The sequence below is a fragment of the Maridesulfovibrio sp. genome (assembly GCF_963666665.1).
Taxonomy (GTDB): domain Bacteria; phylum Desulfobacterota; class Desulfovibrionia; order Desulfovibrionales; family Desulfovibrionaceae; genus Maridesulfovibrio.
Genome location: NZ_OY762999.1, coordinates 1147776 through 1170767, shown reverse-complemented (window position 1 = coordinate 1170767; position 22992 = coordinate 1147776). Strand labels below are relative to the sequence as shown.

Here is a 22992-nt window from a genome sequence, read left to right as displayed (position 1 = left end):
GATGAGCGAATACAACACAGCTGACTTTATAGCCATTATTGGTATTGGATGCCGTTTCCCCGGAGCAAAAGACAAAGACACCTTCTGGGACAACCTCAGAAACGGTGTGGATGTACTGGCCGAATACACTGATGACGAACTAATCGCCAACGGAGTCCTGCAGGAAACTCTTTCCGACCCTGATTATGTTAAGCGTGGATATCCGATCGAAAATATTGAAAGTTTTGACGCAGATTTTTTCGGTTACTCCGCAGCCGAAGCCCTGCGCATGGACCCCCAGCAGAGAATTTTTCTGCAATGCGCATGGGCAGCTCTTGAGGACGGAGCCCTCGCCGGGATCAAAAACACACGAACCGGGGTCTTTGCCGCAACCAAAATGAGCTCCTACCTTGATACCATGGTTGATCCTAACACTACCGGAACCAGTGCCGCATTCGGGGCACTCATCGGTAACGATAAAGACTACATTGCAACCAGGACTTCGTTCAAATTAGGCCTTACCGGACCGAGTGTCACTGTCCAGTCGGCCTGCTCAAGTTCCCTTGCCGCAGTTCATATGGCCATACAAAGCCTGCTCACCGGAGAGTGCGACACAGCCCTCGCTGGCGGCGCATCCATCACAGTTCCCCAGCATATCGGCTATATATACGAAGAAGGCATGATCTGCTCCCCGGATGCCAAATGCAGGGCATTTGATGAAAATGCGCAGGGTATTTGCGCTGGAAACGGAGTCGGTGTGGTACTCTTAAAACCGCTGGAAGATGCCCTGCGCGATAAGGACTACATTTACGCGGTAATACGCGGTTCCGCCATGAACAATGACGGCTCCGACAAAGCCGGATTCACCGCGCCCAGCGTGTCGGGACAGTCTGAAGTTATTCAGGATGCCCTTTCACTTGCCGATATTTCAGCACGCGATATCAGCTATCTTGAAGCGCACGGAACCGGGACAGCCCTCGGCGACCCCATTGAGATACAAGCCCTGACCAATGCCTACCGCAAATACACTCAGGATTGCGGATATTGCGCCATCGCTTCGGTCAAAACCAACGTGGGGCACCTTGATACAGCAGCAGGAGTATGCAGCTTAATCAAGACCGCACTGGCCCTTAAGCATGCGGAAATGCCTCCTTCACTGCATTTCAATAAACCCAACCCGCGTATTCCCTTCGAGACTACGCCCTTCCTGCCCATAGCTGAACTGCGCCCGTGGAACACTGATGATGGCAAAAGATTTGCCGGGGTCAGTTCTTTCGGTGTGGGCGGTTCCAATGTGCATATAATTCTTGAAAGTCCGCCAGTGGAATCCGCTCCTAAAATGACAACAGAGGAAGAGCAATTCATTTTACCTGTCTCCGCCAAAAACGAAGAAAGCCTGTCCGAATTATGCTCTTCTCTAGCGCAGAATCTGAAAAAGAATCCCACCATTTCACCGGCGTCCGTCATGCGCACTCTCTGCAAAGGACGCAGACACTTTGATTGCCGAACCGCCGTATTCGGAGAAAATTGCCATGATCTGGCAGAAAAACTGAAATCCCCGGTCATAAATGTCGCCACAAGCAAAAAACCAAGAATCGGTTTCATGTTCACCGGTCAGGGCAGCCAATATGCCGGCATGGGTAAAGGACTTTACCAAAGCTCGAAGGTCTTTAGTAAAGCTGTGGATAAAGTTGCGGAGGCCATGCAGGATCATCTGGACACCCCCCTTTTCAATGTCCTTTTTAATGACAATACTAAATATCTTGAAGACACTAAGTATGCCCAGCCCGCCATATTCGCCATTGAATACGGACTGTACAAACACTGGTTCTCTCTCGGAATAACTCCCCATGCTGTAATGGGCCACAGTATCGGAGAATATGCAGCCGCCTGCGCGGCAAATGTCATGCCGCTTCAAACCTCAGCACGCCTTATCTGCCTTAGGGGTGCTCTGTGCTCCTCTCTGCCCGCAGGTGGGGGCATGACAGCCTTCTTTACTGACAAGGAAAATCTGCAAAAACTTACCAATGAAAATTCCTTCAGTAATCTGGACATAGCAGCAATAAACGGCCCGGAACATACTGTGCTCGCCGGACCGCTTGAATCCCTTAAGAAATTCGAAAGCATTGCAGAAGGACAAGATATAATATTCCGCTCTTTGGATGTGTCCCATGCATTTCATTCCCACCAGCTGGATCCGATTGTTTCCGAATTTGAACGGGAAGTAAGGACGGTTGATCTTAATACTCCGGTCATAAATTATATTTCCTGCGTTACAGGACAACAAGAGCCTAAATTTATAACCGATTCCGAATATTGGGCCGACCACCTGCGCCAGCCTGTACAATTTACCGCAGCAGCTAAAGCTCTTCTGGAAACCGGATGCGACATCATTCTCGAAGTCGGTCCCCATGCCGTTCTTGAAGGAATGGCAAAACGCTTTCTGGCACAGGACACACAAATTATTAGCAGCATGCGCAAAGGAGTGGATCCAAAAATCAGCACAGCTGCGACAACAGCAGAGCTTTATAAGCTCGGTTCCACAATCAACTGGACTCCCCTAGTTTCTAAGGAAGCGCAGATGATTTCTCTGCCCACATACGCTTTCAAAAAAGATGTATACTGGGCTCCGAGAAGCATAAAAAACAATCAGCACCAAATTGAGGCAATGTCTTCTCAGGAAATAAACACTCCTGAAATATCAAACCACCCTCTACAATTACGCCGTGAAAACCATCCCCTTCCTACATTCAAGGCAACCATCGACGTTCAACGTGTTCCGGCCCTGCAAAATCACATCATCAATGGAAAACATATGGCTCCGCTGGGAGTGCTGGCAACTCTCATGTCTGATGTCTGGAAGAATTTCAAAGGAGACAAAAGCGCGATAAGCCTCGAGAACATCAAATTCAAAGCTCCGGTGCTGCTTTCCAGTGAAACCCCGGTTTCCGTACACATTCTCCCTAATGAGAATGGAGAGATTAAGATTCTTCAGGAAAATAAGAGGCAATGGCTTGAGTGCACAACAGCCGAGATTAGTGCAGACATCCCGACATATAAAACAGCGACTAACATCGCCGCAGGGGAAACCTCATTCTCGCCTGATATGTTTCCGCCCTCTTTGCAATCCATGGGTAAAAATGCTGAAGGAGCACCATTGTGGCGGTTTGAAAATATCCGTGTAACTGAAAATGCAGTTCACGCCGATATCATTCTGGAAAAAGAATTACTGGCTGGCGGAGGCGGTCTGGATGTGCATCCTTCTTTGATTGATCCCGGCATCCAGCTTTTAGGAGCATTCCCGGAATTATTCAGCCCGCCCTGCATTCTGGCACCAATAAATGCCAGATCAGTTTCTTTCCATAATTCTCACGATGAAAGGCTGAAGTGCTCCGTACAGTTACATGAAAACAATCCTGAATCCGTGCTTTGTGATATAGTCCTGAGTACTCCAGAAGAACAAAGAGTCCTAACCATTTCCGGAATGGAGCTAGTCAGAATTCCTGATGATGCCAAGTTCAGCGACCATGCCGCCAGCCACACACCAAAACTGACTTTCTTAGACTGGCAGCCGTTTGAAGCGGAAACAGCACCCGATGAAATATTCAACTATAAACGGTCATTTGCGCTTATCCATTCAGGATTATCTAATTCCTTTTCGCTTGATTCAATCGGATCACACCCGGTCAGATCGATTAAAGCTGAAAACATGACTACAGAAACTCTGGAAAATCTGGAGGAGGAACTCTTCACATCAAAGGGCCATTCACGCGATCAGCAATTGGATATTATCTACGTTGCCCAAAACACTGATCTGGATGAGCACGTGCGCTTCTTCTCCTATCTGTCAAATTTCAGCAGTGTACGTTCCCTCATTCTTGCGGTATCGGGGGCAATTTCGGTTGCAGGTGAAAGCACAAAACCGGAGCAAAGAGCAATCTGGGAACTTGCCCGGGTATTTGCTACTGAGAATCCGCAGACCACAGTGACCAGCATAAACCTGAATAACTGGAACGCCCTCCAAGAGGCTGTTCTGAATGTACTGGACCAGTCTACCCCTTGCGGTCAGTATGTCTATCGTCGCGGGCAACTGCTGACTCCGGTTCTAAAAAGTCTTGATGCGGAAAAGTCAATTTCCAGATTCCGTAGCAATATGCTCGCCGTTCCCCAAGGCAAGACCGCATTAATCAGCGGAGCTACTGGCGGACTTGGCCGCGCCCTCATCAAACGGCTTATACAGAACGGCTGCCGCAATTTCCTGTTAACCTCCAGAAATGAACCAAAATCTCCCGTACAGAAAGAATGGGAGGGCTTGCGAAAGCAAAACATCCAAATCCATTTTTACGCTGCGGATATAGCAAAGCGTGATGATGTAAATGGACTGTTTAAGAACTGCGGCAAAGCTGTACCTGAGATTGGCGCAGTGTACCATCTGGCCGGGGAAAGCAATCACAGCCCGGTGGCAAACCTCACCCCGGAGGAATTCCGACGCCGGACCTCAGCGAAAATCAAAGGTGCAAGCCTGCTCCATGAAATGACCACCTCCATGGAACCGGACATTTTCGTGATGTTTTCATCAATTGCCACCCTGCACGGGATTGCAAACGCCGGGGCTTACAGCGCAGCAAACGGATACCTTGAAGCTCTTAGTGAAATGCGCCAAGCCCAAGGACTGCCATCCACCTGCATTTGCTGGGGGCCTTTCAATGACTGCGGTATGCTCAAAGACGATGAGCATGGCCATGAACAGCGCGAATCTATCGGCATACATGCCTTAAATGCCGACAGCGCGATCACGGTGCTGGAATCAATTCCCCAATCAGCACCGGTGCTTCATGCTACAGCCAACAACTGGCCATTATTTTATGACAAAATGAGCGTAGCAGGTAATGAACCGTGGTTTTCACTTAGCGAACAGATTGCCGCCCAAAAGGACTCAAAGCAAACAGATTCAATCCAGACTCATGAAGAATGCATAAGTGACAATCTTGAAGCATTTCTCATTAAATCTGTGTCCGATCTTCTTAAGTCGAACAGTTCACCGACCATAGAAGAAAACCTGCTCATGTCCGGTCTGGATTCCCTGCTCTTCCTGCAACTGTCCCAGAAGCTTCGTAAGAAATTGGGCGTGAAACTCAGCCCGGCTGAAGTCTTTGCCAACCCGACAATTAAAAACATATGCGAACTGGTGCGTACAAAGACAGGTATCGCGGAAACTACCAACCCTGCTCCGAAAAACAAAACAGAAGGAAGAACAAGGGATTTCGAACTGACCGACACCCAGTACGCATACTGGGCAGGAAGAAGCAGCAGTCTGCCTTTGGGAGATGTCTCCTGCCATAGTTACGCTGAATACGATTTTGAAAATCTGGACCGCCAGCGTTACTCCGCAAGCTGGGATGAATTGATTAAACGCCATCCCATGCTCCGCATGACCATTACCGCAGACGGAATGCAACGTACTTCTGCCTCTGTTCCCACATTTGAAATAAAACATCACGACCTGCGAGAACTATCCGAAGAGACGGGACAACAAAAAATGAATGAGGTTCGTAACGAGCTATCGCACAAGGTTCACGACACATCTAAGTGGCCCTTGTATACCGTGCAGACAGTTCGATTATCTGAAGATATTACCCGTATATGCGTAAGCATTGACCTGCTCCTAGCGGATGCCCGTAGCCTGCAAATCATCATGCGCGAACTTCGCGATATCTATGAAGCTGCTGAAAATAAATCCCCAGAAAAAGCATGCAGTCAGGGCTTGTTCAACAATCTGGATTATACCTTTGAACAATATATGGCTGACCATAAGCAATGGCAAAATTCCGTGGAAGGTCGGCAGGCACTCGAAGCGGCATCAACCTACTGGGATGAACGCTTGCCTGAATTACCCCATGGCCCCGACCTGCCGCTGGCTGTCGCACCGGAGACAATCACCAGTCCAAAATTCAAGCAACATCTAGCTATCATATCCAAGGATAAGTGGAACACACTTAAAAAGAAGGCACAGACAAAAGGCTTTACCGCTTCTCTTCTGCTCATGGCCGTATATGCGGACGTTCTGGCCCGCTGGAACTGCTCCAATAACTTCTGCCTAAACATCACCTTGTTCAACAGGCAACCTTATCACGCTCAGGTTAATGATATCGTTGGGGACTTTACCAGCCTCAGCCTGCTTGAAATAAACCATGCCCCGAGCAAACCGTTTCAAGAACGCGTGGCAGCAATACAAAATCGCTTCTGGCAGGATATGGAATATTCATCCCTGACCGGAGTTCAAGTGATCCGCAGGCTGACCAGAAGCGGACGCATGTCTTTCGGTGAAAGTTATCCGGTGGTGTTTACCAGCAACATTTCCGGCAGTTCAGGCCCACGCCTGCTTGAAGCAATGGGAGAACGCGGTTTCAATATCAGCCAGACTCCTCAAGTATGGCTCGATAATCAGGTCCACGAAGAACAAGGAGAACTGGTCATACATTGGGATGCCGTTGATGAACTATTCCATGAATCCATGATCGACGACATGCTTGCGGCCTATGTACAGATTCTTGAATCTCTGGCTGAAAGCGACTCCGCATGGCAGCAGAACTCTTTTGATGTCCTGCCCCGGTGGACAGCTAATCTCATTGAGAAGATGAACAAAACAGAAGCGGAATTACCGCCTAAGACACTGTTTTCACTCTTTCAAGACGCCCTCCGAACAAATCCGAACGGACCCGCAGTGATTACCTCAGAAGGGCTGTGGACCTATGCCAAACTGACCCGTCAGGCCGAAGCTGTAGCTCAATGGCTAGAGAAAAAAGACATCACCGCCGGAACTCCTGTGGGGATCAGCATTCCTAAAGGAGCAATGCAGATAGCCACTGTTGTCGGTATATGCGCTTCTGGAGCGGCATTTGTACCCATTGATCATGAACTTCCGGAATTACGGCGCGAAACATTAATCAAAGAAGCCGGACTGAAAATTGTGCTTACAGAAGAGATTGTATCCGCCCTGCAACCGGATCATGACGAAGAAAAACTGCTGGACCGAACCCCGGCGCAACCGGATGAACTGGCCTATGTAATCTATACCTCTGGTTCCACCGGGAAACCCAAAGGGGTGGCAATAAGCCATGAAGCCGCAGTCAACACGGTTCTGGACATCAACAGAAGATATTCAATCAACCGTAATGACAGAATCTTCGGAGTCTCACGACTGACCTTCGACTTGTCCGTGTATGACATTTTCGGAGCCTTTGCCGCCGGAGCAGCTCTGGTTCTTCCGGACGACAAAGGCCAGAGAGACCCCGCACACTGGCTTGAATGCCTATCGCTCTACCAGTGCACGGCCTGGAACTCAGCCCCGGCCCTGCTTCAGTTGGCCATTGAATATGCCGAATCCAGCAATAAATATCTTCCGCTTCTGCGCACTGTGATGCTCAGCGGGGACAAAATTTCACCGGATACTCCTGCCCGGATGAAAAAGATTGCGACCAATTCCGCCATCCACAGCCTTGGCGGAGCGACAGAAGCGTCGATCTGGTCAATATCCCTGCCTATTACAGATCACAGGCCTTCAGACGGTCCCATCCCCTACGGCTATCCCATGGATAACCAGCAGTGGTATGTACTTGACGAATCCCTGCACCCCTGCCCCGCGCATGTACTGGGAGATCTGTATATCGGAGGTAAAGGCCTGGCTATGGGCTACTACAAAGACAAAACCAGAACCGACAAGGCATTCATCCATCACCCGGACACGGGTCAACGGCTCTACCGTACCGGAGATTTGGGAACCGTCACCGCTGAAGGGATTCTAACGATTGCCGGACGACGGGATTTTCAGATCAAGGTCAACGGCCACCGGGTTGAACCTGCTGAAGTTGAATACATTATGGGCAACCATGCGAAAATCAGCAACCTATCTGTTGTGGCGCTACGAACCGGGGCCACAACCAAACTGGTCTGCTATTACATTGGAACAGCTAGAGAGGAGGAACTCAGAGACTACGCATCCAAGATGCTGCCCCGCTATATGGTTCCGTCCCATTTCATGCAGCTTGAAGAGTTCCCGGTTACTCCCAGTGGAAAGATTGACCGCAAGGCTCTGCCTGAACCGACGAAAGAGACAAGCTCACCAATGGACGGAGAACCCCGGCTGAATGAAACTGAAATGAAGGTCGCCGAGATCTGGAACTCCCTGTTGCAACGGGAGAAGACCCACCCGGAAATGGATTTCTTTTCAGCTGGAGGAGACTCAGTCCTTGCTGCACGCATAACCCTTGAATTACGTAAAGCCTTTGACACGGAATTTGCCCTGCCCAGATTCTTTGAATCTCCGACAATACGCGGCCTTGCCAACCATTTCCGCACTCAGGAGGAGCACAGCACGGATTCTCGGGAAAAACAGAAAGCCGCAAAAGAGCCTGAAAAAGTCGTCGATATCCTGCACACATCCGTGCTTGCAAAACATCCATCAGCAAACAGCATCGGCTCGCTGGTCCCTGCGAACCTTGTAAAACTCAGCGCAGTAAAACCTGTGGAAATCAAGAAACCGTTCATTACCGGAGCTACCGGTTTCGTGGGAAGCCATATTCTTGCTGCACTTCTGAAGAGTCAGGTAGAAACAATATTCTGCCTTGTAAGGGCAAAAGACAAAGAACACGGCCTTGAAAGGATACTCAAGACTGCATCTGACTACAGCCTTGATTTTCAAAAGGACCTACATAAAATCGAGGTAATTCCCGGCGACCTGTCTGAAGAACGCTACGGACTTAGTCCCGATGAATTCGAACATCTGGCAGATGAAGCCGACTCCATCTTCCATTCCGGAGCACTGGTTCACTATATCTATTCATACGAAACCCTACTCGGTCCCAATGTCCGGGGTGTAAGAGAAGCAGTAAGACTGGCATGCACCGGACGGCTGAAGCACATTCATCACATCTCAACCGTTTCCGTATTCAGCCCTATCAGAGCCGAGACCTCACTCAGGATATATGAAGAAGAACCCATAGATCAGGATATGCAAGTTTTCGGCGGATACCCGCAAAGCAAATGGATTGCTGAAAAAGTTCTCAATCAGGCCGCAGAACATGGTGTACCGGTAAGTATTTACCGCCCCGGGCTTGTTACCGGATCAAGCCGCACCGGAGGTTGGAACAAGGAAGATTTCCTTTACCGCATTGTCAAAGGTTCAATGCAGGCTGGCTGCTTTCCTGACCTTGACCGTACTGAAAACTTCCTGCCTGTCGATGTTGTAGGCGAGGCAATAACCCATATTGCCCTGAGCAATTCCGATAAACGCTTTTTCAACATTGACGGCTTCAACCCTGTACAGGCATCCACCCTTATAGCGGCCATGCATAAGGCCGGAGCGCAACTCGATGTTGTTCCTTATGGCGAATGGCGTAAACGGATCGAGAAACCGGGCAATTCACTGCTTCCGCTACTGCCTATTTTCCCACAGAAAGTTGATCCGGAAAAAATATCGAGGCAGCTCGTTTTCGATAATACAAATGCAAAGGAAGCTTTGGATAAAAGCACAATTGTATTTCCGAAGATAGAGGAACTGCTTCCGGTATACCTGCGTACACTGATGACAAATTAACTTGCACTCAAGCTGAAATATCCTACCCACATATGAACAAGGCCGCCTACATATAATGGCGGTCTTGTCATTTATTTCATATTCCGCACACTTCAACTTGATAATGACTTGCGATATCAAAGAGGCGGTGTTATGTTGCCTCTGAATTGGAGGAAACTATGGTTGTAATCAACACAAACAACTGGAAACATTGTGATAATGTTTCAAACAAATGGCTTCTGGAGTCGCAAGAGGAGGTAGCGTGGGAGGAGTATCAGATCAGGAGCGGCATCAAGTTAATTGTCCAGAATCTTCCGGCATTGGAAGAAACTGTACAATTTGAATTTGAATCCGATTCCGCACCAGTCGAATTTCTGTACTGCTTGTCGGGGGACACGCGACTTAATGTTATTGATAAAACTCAAAAACAACATTCAATTAAAACTGACAGCCAAAAACTAACCTTATCTTATCTACCTGAAACTAAAGGAATTTCTACAACACAAAAAGGAGTACCACTACAATCTGTCGGTCTGCAGATTCATCCTGAAACACTGCTTCATCTTGTTGATGAAGCCGGACACTCAGTCTGCCCGCAGCTTCATGCGAAGATCAAGTCAAAAAATCCACTACCGTTCTTTCACAAAACAGAATTGCCGCTACCCATTCAAATAACAGCACAGCAGATTATGGAATGCATGCTTAACGGTTCGATGAAAAAGATATTCCTTGAATACAAAGCACTTGAGCTCATGTACACTCAGCTCAGCCTTCTTGATTGTGCATTGATAAAAACAAAAAAAATCACGACTTACGAGCATCAGGCGGTCATGCGAGCATACGAAATACTGATGCGGGATATTGCGTCTCCGCCTTCGCTTCTGGATCTGGCTAAACAGGCCGGCATAACTCACACTCGACTCAATCAGCTTTTTAAAACAATATACGGCAATACCGTTTTCGGAGTTTTGAGGCAGGAAAGACTGGAGTGCTCAAGAAGAATGCTTGAAGACGGAAGAAGGAGTGTTGCCGAAGTTGCTTATGAATGCGGATTCTCCAGCCCAAGCCACCTGTCACGCGCGTTTGTCGACCAATACGGACTGCAGCCGAAACGTTATCAGGCTGAACACTTAAAGCAGCAACAAAGAAGCATATCTGCCCTGATAGTCTAGCTGTTCTTTTAAAATGAATATCTGACTGTCATATAGAGCGTATCGTTCGAATCATATTGTCCCATTGTTCCTGATGCATCACCTGTCCAGATCATAACCCCGGAAGACAACTTCCAATTGTCACCGAACTGGTACTCACTGAAAATATCAGTCAGCGTTCCGTCATTGCTGGCGTACGCAGAACCGCGTACGCCAGCTTTCAAATCATCATTAAAATACTTACCGCTTAACTCATAGGTGATGCCATACCTACTTCTGGGACTGTTCACAGTGCCGGACTCCCCTAAGAGGTTGCCCGCGAACAAATCGGCAAAAAACTGAATGTTAAGATAATACGCACCTTCATAGTCATAATCCACGCCGAGAACACCCTGCCAGAGGTCACGACGGCCAATACCATCGCCCTCAACAATAGCCACAGGATACGAAGGCTTGTAGGCGAACTCGCCCCGCAAAGTGGAAGAATCACCAAGACTGGAGGCGAAGTTAAAACCAAAAGCTGAAAAACTGGGATATACAGGCGTATAGGAAGGAACTCCGGCAGTTCCGGCATCATATTTATATAATGGAGAATTGATGAAACCGGAATATGCGATAAATGAAAGGTCGATCTTGCCTAGAGTCGCCGTAAGTTTTCCCCCAAATTCCATATCACTGAACCACTCATCTGGGACATCCCGCCCCTCAAGGTTCAGTTCTCCCTGATCTTCAAGGGTATACAGATCACGCAAACCTTTAGGGGGCCAAGGATTCCCCTGATGCAACTGGTCGTTTACACTTCCTCTAGGTAGAAGAACTCCTTCCAATGACCATGCGCCGACTGAATAAGTAGTACTCATCAAAAATGTTGGTACACGGTTATCAGCATTACCTGCCGCTACAGGATCCCTGACATCCAGAGGGTTGATTAAATCCAGAGGGTTTACACCGTCACCAGTTCCCCAACGATGGATTTTGCGCCCGATAAGCATATCAAGTGACTCAGTATCGTAGGTCAAATAACACTCTTTAAGCTCAAAAGACTTAGCCCTGTTCTCCCCTTCCCATGTATAGGCTGCTGCTTCGAGATCAGTATCAGTACTGACGAAAGCAGAAAACTCTTTATGCTTCCAACCTCCCTCAAGCCGAAGTCTCTGGCGCAGGGAGATCGGCTCATCAAAATGAACCAATGATAACTGGTTCCGCGACTCAAGATATCCACCGAGAGCAAATTTATTATCATCTTCATCAAGCGTGGAAAGCTCCGGGCTTTCCTCAATCAGAGAATCAAATGAATCTCCTTCAACGGCAAACGGGTCCCCTTGAACCGCGTTCGAGCTGTATTCCTGAACCTGTGCGGAAGAAGCACTCTCTTCCGCGCAGACAGTACTGGAAAGACAGGCAATGCCCAGCATCGCCAATATCCCCAGCAATAACAGGTAAAAGCTGTTTCTCAACACCAGATCAATAGACACAACTCTTTTATATGTATTCATTTTTTCAGTCTTGGACAAAATCAATTCCAATATCAGCGCTTCAAATCAGTCTGCTGAAAAATAGCGTCATCAAGACCAGTGTTGTATTCAACGTTACGGTACTCCATGATCGTTTCAGTGCCGCGTGCGGGAGTTGTCATTTTCTGGCGGGTAGTTGTCCAGATACCCTGTATCTTTTTATAGCCGCCATACAGAAGCTCCTTGAACATGGCGTTTTTCTTATTGTAATACTCGATTTTTGCGGGTAGCCAGATATCCTTGCGAATCCAAACCAATCGTTTGGTATAATTCGTCTTTGCGGGCAGCACCGGAACCATTTCAACGACATAGCAATCTACCCCGAAAAGATTCTCTTCACCGACCAATGTGTGTTTGTCATCCACGACCTCCCGACGGGAGATATCCTCGTTGGCATAATCGCTACGCATGAAAGGACCTTTCTTGCCTCCCCCGCTTATCCTGCGCACCAACGATTCCGAGGGCATATAAACCCACATATCATCTTCCATACCGACATCCTTATAGGACCATGTCAGATATGAAGTGCCGCGCACATCCGCGGGTCTTGCAAAGTGGATAACCTGCTTTTCCGAATCATCAAATTTCTTCTTACGCACTGTCATAGCCCGGGCCATTTTCTGCTCACCACGGCTGATAACCATAACCACATCCATCTGACCGCATTTGCTGACATCAACAGCATCCATACGTTCAGCAACTTCCTGCCCGGTAATGGCCGCAGCCGGAGAGGAGAACGCCATAACCATCATTATCACCATGAACATTTTCTTAAACATCTATATTCCTCCAGCCTTCACTTGCAGGCGAATTCCTTCATTTTCCAAAACGGATAAAATCTCAGAAGCCTCAACCATGTCCGGTAAAAAGCCCATTACTGACTTTTCTGACGGGGCCTCAGCAATCTTTTGCGCCATCAGCCCGGAAGCAAGTCCGGTTCCAGTGTATGAATCAGGAAAATACAGCCAATAGGTCTTTGTCTTTTGGGTCCCGTCACAAATTCCTTTGATTACAGTGCAGAGCATATAACCTTTGGGGGGTCTTCTTTTGCCATCCATAGCCGAAGCGCGGCACAACATTTTTGCAGAACGCTCTATCTGGCTACCTGAACGGTACAGCTTAAATAAGCGGACAGCTCCCAAAGCCAAAAAGAAGGCAAGCCCGGTATTAACCCAGAAACAACGAGCCTCCTCTGCAGCTATGTGCTTGCAGAATCTCTTGAATTCCTTGGTATAAAAAGGCTGGGCCAAACTCTTCCCCATTGGCTCCGGAAGTGTAGGAAAGTGAATTACCCTTTCAGGAAAGGCCAGCTTCTGTTCTTCGCCCTTATAAATCATGCAGGGGCCAAGCTGACTGAGTTCGTGCATGCCGCAGGTCATGTCGTAAGCAGAGCCATAAGACCAGCTGTCTTCCCCGGCAAAATAACAATTCAGGGTATGAACCTCAGTGAAATCAGCTGCTGCCAGAGCAGGAAGTAATGCGGAAATTCCTGGCACAATGCCTGCGGCAAAACAAATATTAAGATTTTTCTCAGCTGCCTTATCGCGTAGATCTTCAAGTTGATCCAAGACATAATCATATCCGCCGGGATCAACGAAATGCGCGCCATTAAGTATTGCGGATCTTGCCACCACATCACCGATAAGTGCTGTTGGTCCGGTGCAATTCAAAACCACATCGCACTGCTCACAGAACGCAGCTAGAGAAGAAGGGTCATGAACATCTACCCCAATCCCCTGAAACGATTTACCGCTTTCATTCGCGTAATTGCTTTCCAGTTCAATGGCGGCATTTAAGGCTGCACTTTCATTGCGTCCGGCAATCAACAATTCAACACCATCGATTTTGGCCAGATGGTCAGCTGCAACACTTCCAACCTTTCCATACCCACCTAAGATTCCGATCTTTTTCATAAAAGGACACCTACTACTTGTTCAAGATTCAGCATGATAGTAAGAAATTCGGGTGCTTATGCAAAACCGCCAATGCTCCCAGATAAGAATCATCAAGGAAAAATTCACGCACTAACAACCGATGCTCAGAGTCCAGACCCACGACAAAAGGCCGTCCATATAATGATCCTTTTTGATTAATTCCGGCCATTTCCGGCAACTGGACCTCAAATGAATTAAGCGGCATGGAAAGTCCTGTTCCTATGGCCTTTACGCAGGCTTCACGTATGACCCAGCAACGCAAAAAACGTTTATAGCGCTCCATCCCTTCCACCGCGCTAATCCAGCGCGTTTCAATACGGGAAAAAGAATTTCGAGCGATCTCCACGGCTTCCGGAACTGGTCTTACACGTTCAATATCCACTCCCAGTTCATTGCAGCCGGAGAACGCAGCAACAGCCAGATCGCCAGAATGGGAAATATTAAAAAATATATTTTCACTACCAAGCTTTGGTTTTCCATAATCATTGTAAGAGAAACACAGTTCTTGAGGCCCACTACCGACATACAAAGACAGCAGACAACGCAAGAAAATACGGAAATACAAAAAACTGGACTTCAAAAGCGGGGTGGACATGAGAGAAGCACGCTTCTTTTCATCTTCGGAAAGTAAAGCCAGATACCCGGAAGGGACCGTCTGCCCTTTATTTATGATTTTCCAGATATGAATAGTTTCCTTGGACAACCAAAAATCAGAATTCCGCGCAGATGCTAGAAAGACGGCCAAATCTTCGTAGGAGACAGACTTCAACCGCAATTCAGGAAATAGGGAGGAAACCGGGCCAGCCCCTGATTCTCCTCCCAATTCAGTTTTATACTGCATCGCGTAAATAGAATGATTCGTGCGAAGAGAGTGTTTCACGGATACACCCAAGAACATCACGCCAAGATTCAAGGATAAAAAAGTGCTCCCCTTTCACAGAATGCAAGAAGAAAGAGCTGGCTGTATGCCTGCGCCACCCTTCCATTTCCTCAAGGGTCGCTTCTTCGTCATCAGTGCCACAAAAAGCAGTAACAGGTACTGTCAGAGGTGCTGCTTCAACAAAGCTATATGTCTCGTCCACAGTAAAATCAGCACGCAGGATGGGCAGAAACAACTCCATCAACTCCCTGTTCTCAAGGATGACCTGCGGAGTACCGCTAAAACGTTTCAACTCTTCCACAAAGCTGCTGTCATCGAGGTGGTGCAATGGTTTCGGTTCCGGGATCTCAGGAGACCTGCTGCCGGAAACAAATAAATGCTCCGGTAGCGGGCAGTTCAGTTGACGAAGCCTACGCACGCATTCGAAAGCGACTCTGGCTCCAAGGCTATGTCCGAAAAATGAAAACGGACAATCGCCAAACTTCATAATCTCACGTACAGCTTCGGTTACAATTTCATCCATGCTTTCCAAGGGGCGGTCCCCCATTCTGTTTTCACGTCCCGGAGGCTGTATGGCTATAATCTCCAGATCATCAGATGATTCACCCAGCCAGTTGCGATAAGCAGAAGCTCCGCCACCGGCAAAGGGAAAGCAGAACAGCCGTCCCCGTGCTGAGTTTTTAATTTCCGGCATAATCCAAGCTGACATTTTCTTCTCCTTATTCTTTCTCAGGTCCGAAAGGCTTAAAGATCAGCACCAGAGCCGGAGCTAAGAACAAGTCTGCCAGAAGCGCACATGAAAATGCATATCCGGCAAGAGCTCCAACCTTGATCCAACCGGTCATTACCGAGAACATCAGTGTCGCAAAGCCTAGAGACAGAGCCAGTGTGGTGAACAGCAACGGTCTACCGGCACCCATTATGGTTGCCCGGACAGCGGATTCATATTTGCCCGATGCCTCAAATTCCCGGCGAAGACGGATAAAGAAGTGAACCGTGTCGTCCACCGCAACACCGATAATCATGGCACTAACACTCATCACAACCGTATCCATGAAAATACCGGCCGCTCCGAGCAGCCCCATAACCATCAAGACGGGAAAGACATTCGGCACCATACTCAGAATACCGACCTTGATTGAACGCATGGACAAAATCATCATCAGGGTAATGGCTACAAAGGCCATAGCGAAACTGGTATTCTGCCCCAACGCGATATTGTCAGTAAGAGCTACAGAAAGGTCCACGGAACCAGTTGTTTCCACCTTTACATTTTCAGGGATAAACTTTGCAGCCTCAGCAAGAATTTCTTCCCGCAACTGGCGCGCTTCCCTTGTTCCAAGGGCAGAAGTCCTTACATTGATACGGGCAACCGAGCCGTCAAAAGATAACATCTTATCCAACTGATCACCGCCCGACATTTCGTAGAGAAAAAGATATTCTGAAGCCGCTTTGTCATTCTCCGGCAAGGCGTAATAAGCTTCATCTCCTCCATGCATGGCTCGACGCACTTTTCTAAGCGCATCAAGAACACTTGTTGTGTCAGCCACCAGCGGATTCTGTTCAATAATATTCTCCAGCTCCTGCATATGCTTAAGGAATTCGACTTTTTTAACGCCATCAGGTGTATTGGTATCCAGAATAACTTCGATAGCCATTGAGCCACCCATGGAAGAGTCCACATGTTCTATGGCCTGCCTCATGAGCACTTCTTTGGTCAGCAAATGGGTATTATTTGTCTCAATCTGAACATAGAAAGCGCCAATAAGCCCCATTAACGCTACAATGGAGAATAAAACCGATATTTTTTTGGGAGCGGAAAGCACCAGATCAGCTATCTTTCCAAATACTTTGTCAAAGACATCACTTTTCCGTTCTGCAATATTCTCAACCATCTTCCTGGGGTGTTCCCGCCCGAAGGAGAAGATAAAGGGCACCAGTAGAAAAGTCAGAATCAACGCGGCAAAAACACCTCCGGGAACATATAAAGCCATTTCCCGAAAAGGCTCCATGGGAGCTGTAATAAATGAAAAGAAACCAGCTGCAGTAGTGGCAGAGGTCAGCAGACAAGGCAGGGCCACCTTGGCCACAGCATTCTTCAAAGCCTCTTTACGGGGAACCCCGGCTCGGTATTCAGAATTAAAGGCAACAATAACATGAACGGCATCACCGATGCCCACGCAGACCAGAATAACAGGAAGTCCAATGATCAATAGGTTCAAGTCAAATCCAATTAAACCGATTAACCCGAATGTCCATATGACACTCAACACAACGACAAGCAATGGAGCGACCGAAGAACGAAAAGACCTAGTTAGCAAAGCCAGCAGGATCAACTGCACCAGTATGCAGAGTCCGAAAAGCATAGGGGTCTCCTTCCCTGCCAGCACATTGTAATTGAACATGAATGCGGGCTCACCAACCACCCATGTCTTCAATTTTGAGTACTTATCCTTTTTAAGGACCGAGTATACTTTATACGCAACCATTGACTCAGGGTTTGCGGCTCCCTCAGGATAAGCATCCATTTCGAGGAGAATCCCGGCCACATCGCCACCCGAGGAAATAAAACGCCCGACAAAATCTTCTTCCGCAAGTGCCCGCCCCCTTCTTTCGAGCATTTCACCGCCGTCTTCAGGAACATCTTCGTCAAACAGACGTACGATCTTGATTCCGCCCACCATGGAATCAACTGTCTCAGCATTACCAACCCAGTTCATATCCTTAAGATACGGAACTTCGGCTTCCAGTTCATTTGCCAGATCACGCAGTAAATTTACTGTATCCGGAGTAAAAACATCACCGCCTTCAGCAGGCTCTGCGAGCAGATAAACAAAATGGTCATTGCCGAATTCTCTCTTAAAATCATCAAGACGCTGCATGGCGGGATCGTCTTCAACAAACCAGACTTTAAGAGATCCGTTAAACTTCAACCCTTGTGACAAGAACACAGCAGATGCGCTGAGAACGATTACAAGGAGAAAGCAAATCCATCTGCGTTTAACCAGCAGCTCTCCCAAGGAAGAAAAAAAAGCATAAGATCGTTCAGTCATTATATTTCTCTCTGAATACGGGGAGCGTCATACGCCCCCCTTATAATTACTTTTTAGGCTTTCACGTTAAAGGTGACGCTACTGCCGTAGTAGACCTTGCGGCAGCTGTCGCTTAACTCTTTCAATTCATTGTCAGGGGTGACATCCTGTCTGGAAAAAACATTGATGAGCCATTGTCCAGCTGTAGGTAATTTGATTCTGGCACGTCCATTAACGATGTAGGCTGAAAGAAAGAACCCTTCCAAATCACCTCCTCCCTCTCCTCCAAAAGTGTTGGAAGAAGCTAGGAGGAACTCCATGGATTCCTGAGTGCAGGTGAATGGTTTGCCCATAAAATCAACCTGAAATGTGACCCAGTCACCGACATGGACATCACTGAGGTCCGTCAAAGGGATTATTTCAAGAGAGTGGCCCAAAGCTTCCGGCTGTTTCCACTCTTCATTTTTCAGAAAAGTTTTAGCGAAAGCCTGATATTTTACGCTGGTAAGTACATTTTTATCAGCAACTTCATTCAGGGGAAGATTCGCGGTTTGTACTTTACCGTCTTCCTCCCAGAGAGCGAAAAACTCCTCTTTTGTAGCAGCAACGACCTGATGAACCCCTTTTTCAGCATCACCATTAAAAGCTATTTTTCGCGGTGCAACATCGCCGATACTAACTGTTGCCCCGGCAGCAGACTCAAGGCTCTCCACCTTACCTTCAGGAAGACGCAAAGCTGTCTTTTTCATAGAAGGAGAAAGCAACTCGAATGAATCCAAAGTTAAAGCTACATCAACAAAATCATCGTTGGGGACGACATGGCCGTAACCGAGACTTACGAAATAATGCCACGGAGGAGTTTCAAGAGATTTATGCAAGCCAAAAGACTCATTCATGTTTATCCATAATTTTCTAGCCATATTATTCTCCTTAGTATTATCCGGCCCGTATTCCTGATACGGGCCGGATTCAATCTTTTAGAAGTGATAGCCAACCCGGATACCGTATGATCCCGGTTCACCCTGCTGAACCAAAGTACTGCCGGCCCAATCCCATTCGTTCTCGGTGTAATTTTCGTTGAAAACGTTTTTCGCCCAGAGAACCACATCGAAGTTTTCACCTTCGTATCCGATACTCGGATTAACTAAGAAACGTCCGTCAACTTCATTCTGGTTTTTGGGATCTGTGTAGTAGGAACTGAGACCGGTGCAATCAGCACTGACCATGAAACCGTTATCCCAACGGTAGGTAGCACCGAAAGTGTAGGTCCAGTCAGGAGAGCCGGGAGTTTTCTTACCGTCGTAATCAAAAGGATCTTCAACTGTTTTCCAATCACGCAAACGGCTGTCCACATAACCGACAGAAGAAGAAAGCAGGAGCCCGTCAATAGGCTTAAACTGGAGTTCTAACTCTGCACCATAGGACTGAGCTTTAGCGGCGTTAACAATTCGTCTGTTGTCTGGGTTGGTGGCAGTAGGCTCTAACTGGGCCACTTGTTTATCGGTAATATCAATATAAAACATGGCTACGTTTGCAGTCAGACTTTTATCAAGCCAAGTAGACTTCATGCCTAATTCGTAGTTCATGCTATATTCAGGATCGTATTTGAACTGCTCATCAGTGACTGAGGTAGCGTAGTCAAAACCACCGGCGAGATACCCTCGGCTAACCTTGGCGTAAGAAGCTATGTCCGGAGTAATGTCATAAGCAATGGTTGCACTAGGGAGAAATTCAACAGAGCTGATACTGCCTTTAAGAGTGCTTGTTCCTTCCCCGTAATCTGTGAGATCAAGGTCCTTTTTACCATCCAAATTAACGTAATCTACACGCGCCCCCAAAGTGAGGTGCCAATCAGGAGTCATATTCCATGTTCCCTGACCAAAGAGAGCTGTCCCCCAGTTATCTTGGTCAGTATTATGCTTTCCATATCCGAAATAATCTGTATTCAGATCCTCTTTGTAGGCATAAATTCCGCCAAGCCAGTCAATCACAGCATTTTTATCTTCCTTGGAAGAAAGTCTGAACTCTTCACTGATAACCTGTACATCGTAAGTACTTCCGGAATCACCATAGGCTTGAGTACTCATGTCATAATCGTTGACATACTTTTGAAAATATCCATGACGACCAGTAATGGAAGTAATATCAAAATAACCTGCATCATATTCCATTTTGATAATCTCAGAATCGGAATAGACTTCGTTTCTATTGCTGCCATCCCATGCAATCTCATTACGGGGCGTAGAATACTCACCGCTTTTAAAACGATAGACCCCAATACCATCATCTTTATTTCTGCCTTCAAAGATAAATGTAATATTCAGATCATCATTTGGAGTCCAAAGAGCAGTAGCCCTACCACCAATATGATCCACTTCCATGGCATCATCATTACTATAAATATTCTCCATCCATCCCTTAGAATCTTCCTTTTGAAAGCTTACTCTCATATTGAAGATATCTTCTTTCAGAGGAATATTTGCATTAAAGCCCTCTCTAAAAATAAATTTTGAATTCTCAGTATTCCATGCACCAATATCAGCATATAATTTTGCAGAGAATTCATTTGAAGGTTGCTTTGTAATGATACTCACAACACCGGACTGAGAGTTTCGACCATATAGAACACCTTGAGGTCCCTTTAGTACTTCAACGCGTTCAATATCTATAAAATCCATGTCCTGCATCTGGTGGATAGGATAGTTGACACCATCCACATAAAAACCGGCTGTAGAAAACAGAGAGCTCGCGTAAGAGGAGATACCCCTGATCACGATCTCACTGTCCACACTGTTTTGGCGCAAAAACATGTTAGGGACATACTGGATCAACTCGTCGAATTTGTTGATTTCCTTTTCCTCGAGCGTCACATCTGAGAATGCAGAAATACTGATCGGTACATCCTGAATGTCCTCGCCAACTTTCTGGGCTGTTACCGTCATGCTTTCGAGTTGATACTCTTTTTTTTCCTCAGCATATGCAGCGGTCGTCAGCAACAGCGCGACGACCAGCGACATAGCTCCATAGATCTTCTTCATCTTCATTCTTTCACTCCTGATAAAGCCCCATAAGTTTGTTTTCCTTTGCACCTCATGAGGATTTAGTTGTTTCAGGACCTGTTTATATTGACTTTCAATATCAATCTTACATCATGTGAATTATTCCTTTCATCGACAGAAACAAATCAGGTGAAATAATTGATAATACAAAACAAGAGCAGCGCCCAGACGCGTTTAAAGCCGTCTGGACACTGCTCTTGTTGAGTCAAATTCAATTCATTAGAATTAAATTTTATAAAGCTTAAATAGACTGTTTTTATATATTTATGCAGCGGCAGGACCTTTATCAACGAGGTCATTCTGTTCATTAAACAGTTGAGTACTAAAATAACGCTCTGCCCGGTCTGGAAGAATTGTAGCCACACGCCAATCTGGATGTTCTTCCATTATCATTACGGCAGCCGCAAGATTTGCCCCTGCTGACATTCCAACAAAAATGCCCATTTCGCGCGCCAGCATATGCGCATACTTAATAGCCTGAGAATCCGAAATTTCAATAATGGAATCTATGGATTGCGGGTCGACAATTTCAGGCAGAAAACCATCCCCGATACCTTCAATACTGTGTATTTTAGGTTTATGCCCAAGGAGCGCGGCCGCGCCTTTAGGCTCAACGGCAATCAAGTGCACATCAGGATTACGTTCTCTCAAATAGGAACCTACACCCATCAATGTCCCGCCACTGCCTATTCCATTTATGAAACAATCAATTTTGCCGTCCGTATCTGCCCAGATTTCCTTTCCTGTTCCATTGTAATGGGCAAGTATATTTTCTTTGTTGCTGAATTGATTAACTAGAAATAAATTCGGATTTGAAACGGCATCAACTTTAAGCGCCTCGACTGCCCCGCCGACACTCTGATGTGCTGGCGTAAGTATCACATTCGCGCCGAGCATACGCATTAAATTCCGACGTTCAATACTCGCGGTCTCGCACATATAAATTGTAACATCATAACCGTAGGCAGCACCGGCCATAGCCAACGAAATACCCATATTGCCGCTGGAAGCTTCAGCAATACACATCCCCGGACGCAAACTTCCGTCCTTGATTGCAAGGTCGATGATTCTTGCTGCTACACGGTCCTTCACAGAACCACTGGGATTCATAAATTCAGCCTTGGCATGGACAATGCCATTGCCTAAATTCAAGCCAAAACACGGCGTATTTCCTACGCATTTAAGGACATTTTCTAAAATCATTTTACACTCCTATAATGGCTGGGTATTTTGTGAAATTAAAATTCATTTTCAACTAAGAGTCTGTAGGAACTTTGTCAAACAAAGCTCTTACGACAAAATTAAAATTAAAGATGAAGCAAGACACAAAACATACAGCAAAATAAGACTGTAATTTAGTCGCTTACAGGCAACACACTGGATATGTCACGGTCAAAAAATCGTTATATAACGTTCGCTAGGTTCAATAATTAGTTCTGCAAGTGATAATTGTGTGAGAAATATGAACCGTTCACTGTAGAGACTAGGTCATAATAACCCCAGTTTGCCTTCTGTTATTAGGCAACCGTCTTGATTTATCCTTCTTCCCTTTTCTCTCATTTAATAAAATAATTTTTACTCACCTTTCACTCACCTTTTTAGCAGGTGAGAACGTAATATAAGAGAAAAGAACGGGTGTTAACTACCTGAAATAACATACACAGGATACGATTCCGTAGCCTCCGGAGCTGAAGGTCACAAGTTCGAATCTTGTATTGCCCGCCAATTATTTCAATCGTTTACAGCAAAAAGGTGAGTAAAATTAACAAATTTTACTCACCTTTTTGCTGTCCTAATATTTCAAGCCTGTTCGCGTAAACAGGCTCTTTTTATGACTTCCTAAGGGTTCCGCCCTTTCCACAGGAGCTG

Annotated in this window: 11 protein-coding genes; 2 read left to right on the top strand and 9 right to left on the bottom strand. The window is 46.7% G+C overall.

Features of this window, described 5'->3' with window-relative positions; all coding sequences use genetic code 11:
• The first annotated feature begins 1 nt into the window (after nt 1).
• Both ACKU40_RS05225 and ACKU40_RS05220 read left to right on the top strand, forming a co-directional pair.
• Nucleotides 2–9574, top strand: coding sequence for a non-ribosomal peptide synthetase/type I polyketide synthase (locus ACKU40_RS05225; protein ID WP_320175464.1), 9573 nt, complete (start codon nt 2–4; stop codon nt 9572–9574).
• 158 nt (nt 9575–9732) lie between these two features.
• Nucleotides 9733–10725: an AraC family transcriptional regulator gene (locus ACKU40_RS05220; protein WP_320175463.1), complete on the top strand. Its 993-nt coding sequence runs from the start codon at nt 9733–9735 to the stop codon at nt 10723–10725.
• An 8-nt stretch (nt 10726–10733) separates the two neighbouring features.
• Here ACKU40_RS05220 and ACKU40_RS05215 read toward each other — a convergent pair whose 3' ends face one another.
• The 9 genes from ACKU40_RS05215 to ACKU40_RS05175 form a co-directional block, all read right to left on the bottom strand.
• The gene (locus ACKU40_RS05215) at nt 10734–12200 is read right to left on the bottom strand and encodes a DUF1302 family protein (protein ID WP_320175462.1); all 1467 of its coding nucleotides are present in this window, start codon (nt 12198–12200) and stop codon (nt 10734–10736) included.
• A 32-nt stretch (nt 12201–12232) separates the two neighbouring features.
• A complete protein-coding gene (locus tag ACKU40_RS05210) occupies nt 12233–12997 on the bottom strand; it encodes an outer membrane lipoprotein-sorting protein (protein WP_320175461.1) in 765 nt (254 codons plus the stop codon).
• Nucleotides 12998–14131, bottom strand: coding sequence for a saccharopine dehydrogenase NADP-binding domain-containing protein (locus tag ACKU40_RS05205; RefSeq protein ID WP_320175460.1), 1134 nt, complete (start codon nt 14129–14131; stop codon nt 12998–13000).
• Between the two features lie 28 nt (nt 14132–14159).
• On the bottom strand, nt 14160–15032 hold the full coding sequence (locus ACKU40_RS05200) for a 4'-phosphopantetheinyl transferase superfamily protein (protein WP_320175459.1): 873 nt from the start codon (nt 15030–15032) through the stop codon (nt 14160–14162).
• Nucleotides 14983–15741, bottom strand: a complete 759-nt coding sequence (locus ACKU40_RS05195) for a thioesterase domain-containing protein (RefSeq protein ID WP_320175458.1) — start codon at nt 15739–15741, stop codon at nt 14983–14985. Before ACKU40_RS05195 ends, ACKU40_RS05200 begins: the two co-directional genes overlap by 50 nt.
• Nucleotides 15742–15751: 10 nt before the next feature.
• Complete coding sequence (locus tag ACKU40_RS05190; RefSeq protein ID WP_320175457.1) at nt 15752–18085, bottom strand: MMPL family transporter; 2334 nt, start codon at nt 18083–18085, stop codon at nt 15752–15754.
• Between the two features lie 53 nt (nt 18086–18138).
• Entirely contained in the window at nt 18139–18984 is an 846-nt protein-coding gene (locus ACKU40_RS05185; protein ID WP_320175456.1) for a DUF4198 domain-containing protein, read from the bottom strand.
• Between the two features lie 57 nt (nt 18985–19041).
• Nucleotides 19042–21108: a TonB-dependent receptor gene (locus tag ACKU40_RS05180; RefSeq protein ID WP_320175455.1), complete on the bottom strand. Its 2067-nt coding sequence runs from the start codon at nt 21106–21108 to the stop codon at nt 19042–19044.
• Nucleotides 21109–21387: 279 nt separating this feature from the next.
• Nucleotides 21388–22326, bottom strand: a complete 939-nt coding sequence (locus tag ACKU40_RS05175) for a cysteine synthase family protein (protein ID WP_320175454.1) — start codon at nt 22324–22326, stop codon at nt 21388–21390.
• Nucleotides 22327–22992 lie beyond the last annotated feature (666 nt).

Bases quoted from the DNA above. Each gene is read 5' to 3' on its own strand.
- ACKU40_RS05215 (WP_320175462.1), bottom strand. From the start codon at position 12,200: ATGAATACATATAAAAGAGTTGTGTCTATTGATCTGGTGTTGAGAAAC.
- ACKU40_RS05185 (WP_320175456.1), bottom strand. From the start codon at position 18,984: ATGGCTAGAAAATTATGGATAAACATGAATGAGTCTTTTGGCTTGCAT.
- ACKU40_RS05190 (WP_320175457.1), bottom strand. From the start codon at position 18,085: ATGACTGAACGATCTTATGCTTTTTTTTCTTCCTTGGGAGAGCTGCTG.
- ACKU40_RS05195 (WP_320175458.1), bottom strand. From the start codon at position 15,741: ATGTCAGCTTGGATTATGCCGGAAATTAAAAACTCAGCACGGGGACGG.
- ACKU40_RS05210 (WP_320175461.1), bottom strand. From the start codon at position 12,997: ATGTTTAAGAAAATGTTCATGGTGATAATGATGGTTATGGCGTTCTCC.
- ACKU40_RS05180 (WP_320175455.1), bottom strand. From the start codon at position 21,108: ATGAAGATGAAGAAGATCTATGGAGCTATGTCGCTGGTCGTCGCGCTG.
- ACKU40_RS05205 (WP_320175460.1), bottom strand. From the start codon at position 14,131: ATGAAAAAGATCGGAATCTTAGGTGGGTATGGAAAGGTTGGAAGTGTT.
- ACKU40_RS05225 (WP_320175464.1), top strand. From the start codon at position 2: ATGAGCGAATACAACACAGCTGACTTTATAGCCATTATTGGTATTGGA.
- ACKU40_RS05175 (WP_320175454.1), bottom strand. From the start codon at position 22,326: ATGATTTTAGAAAATGTCCTTAAATGCGTAGGAAATACGCCGTGTTTT.
- ACKU40_RS05220 (WP_320175463.1), top strand. From the start codon at position 9,733: ATGGTTGTAATCAACACAAACAACTGGAAACATTGTGATAATGTTTCA.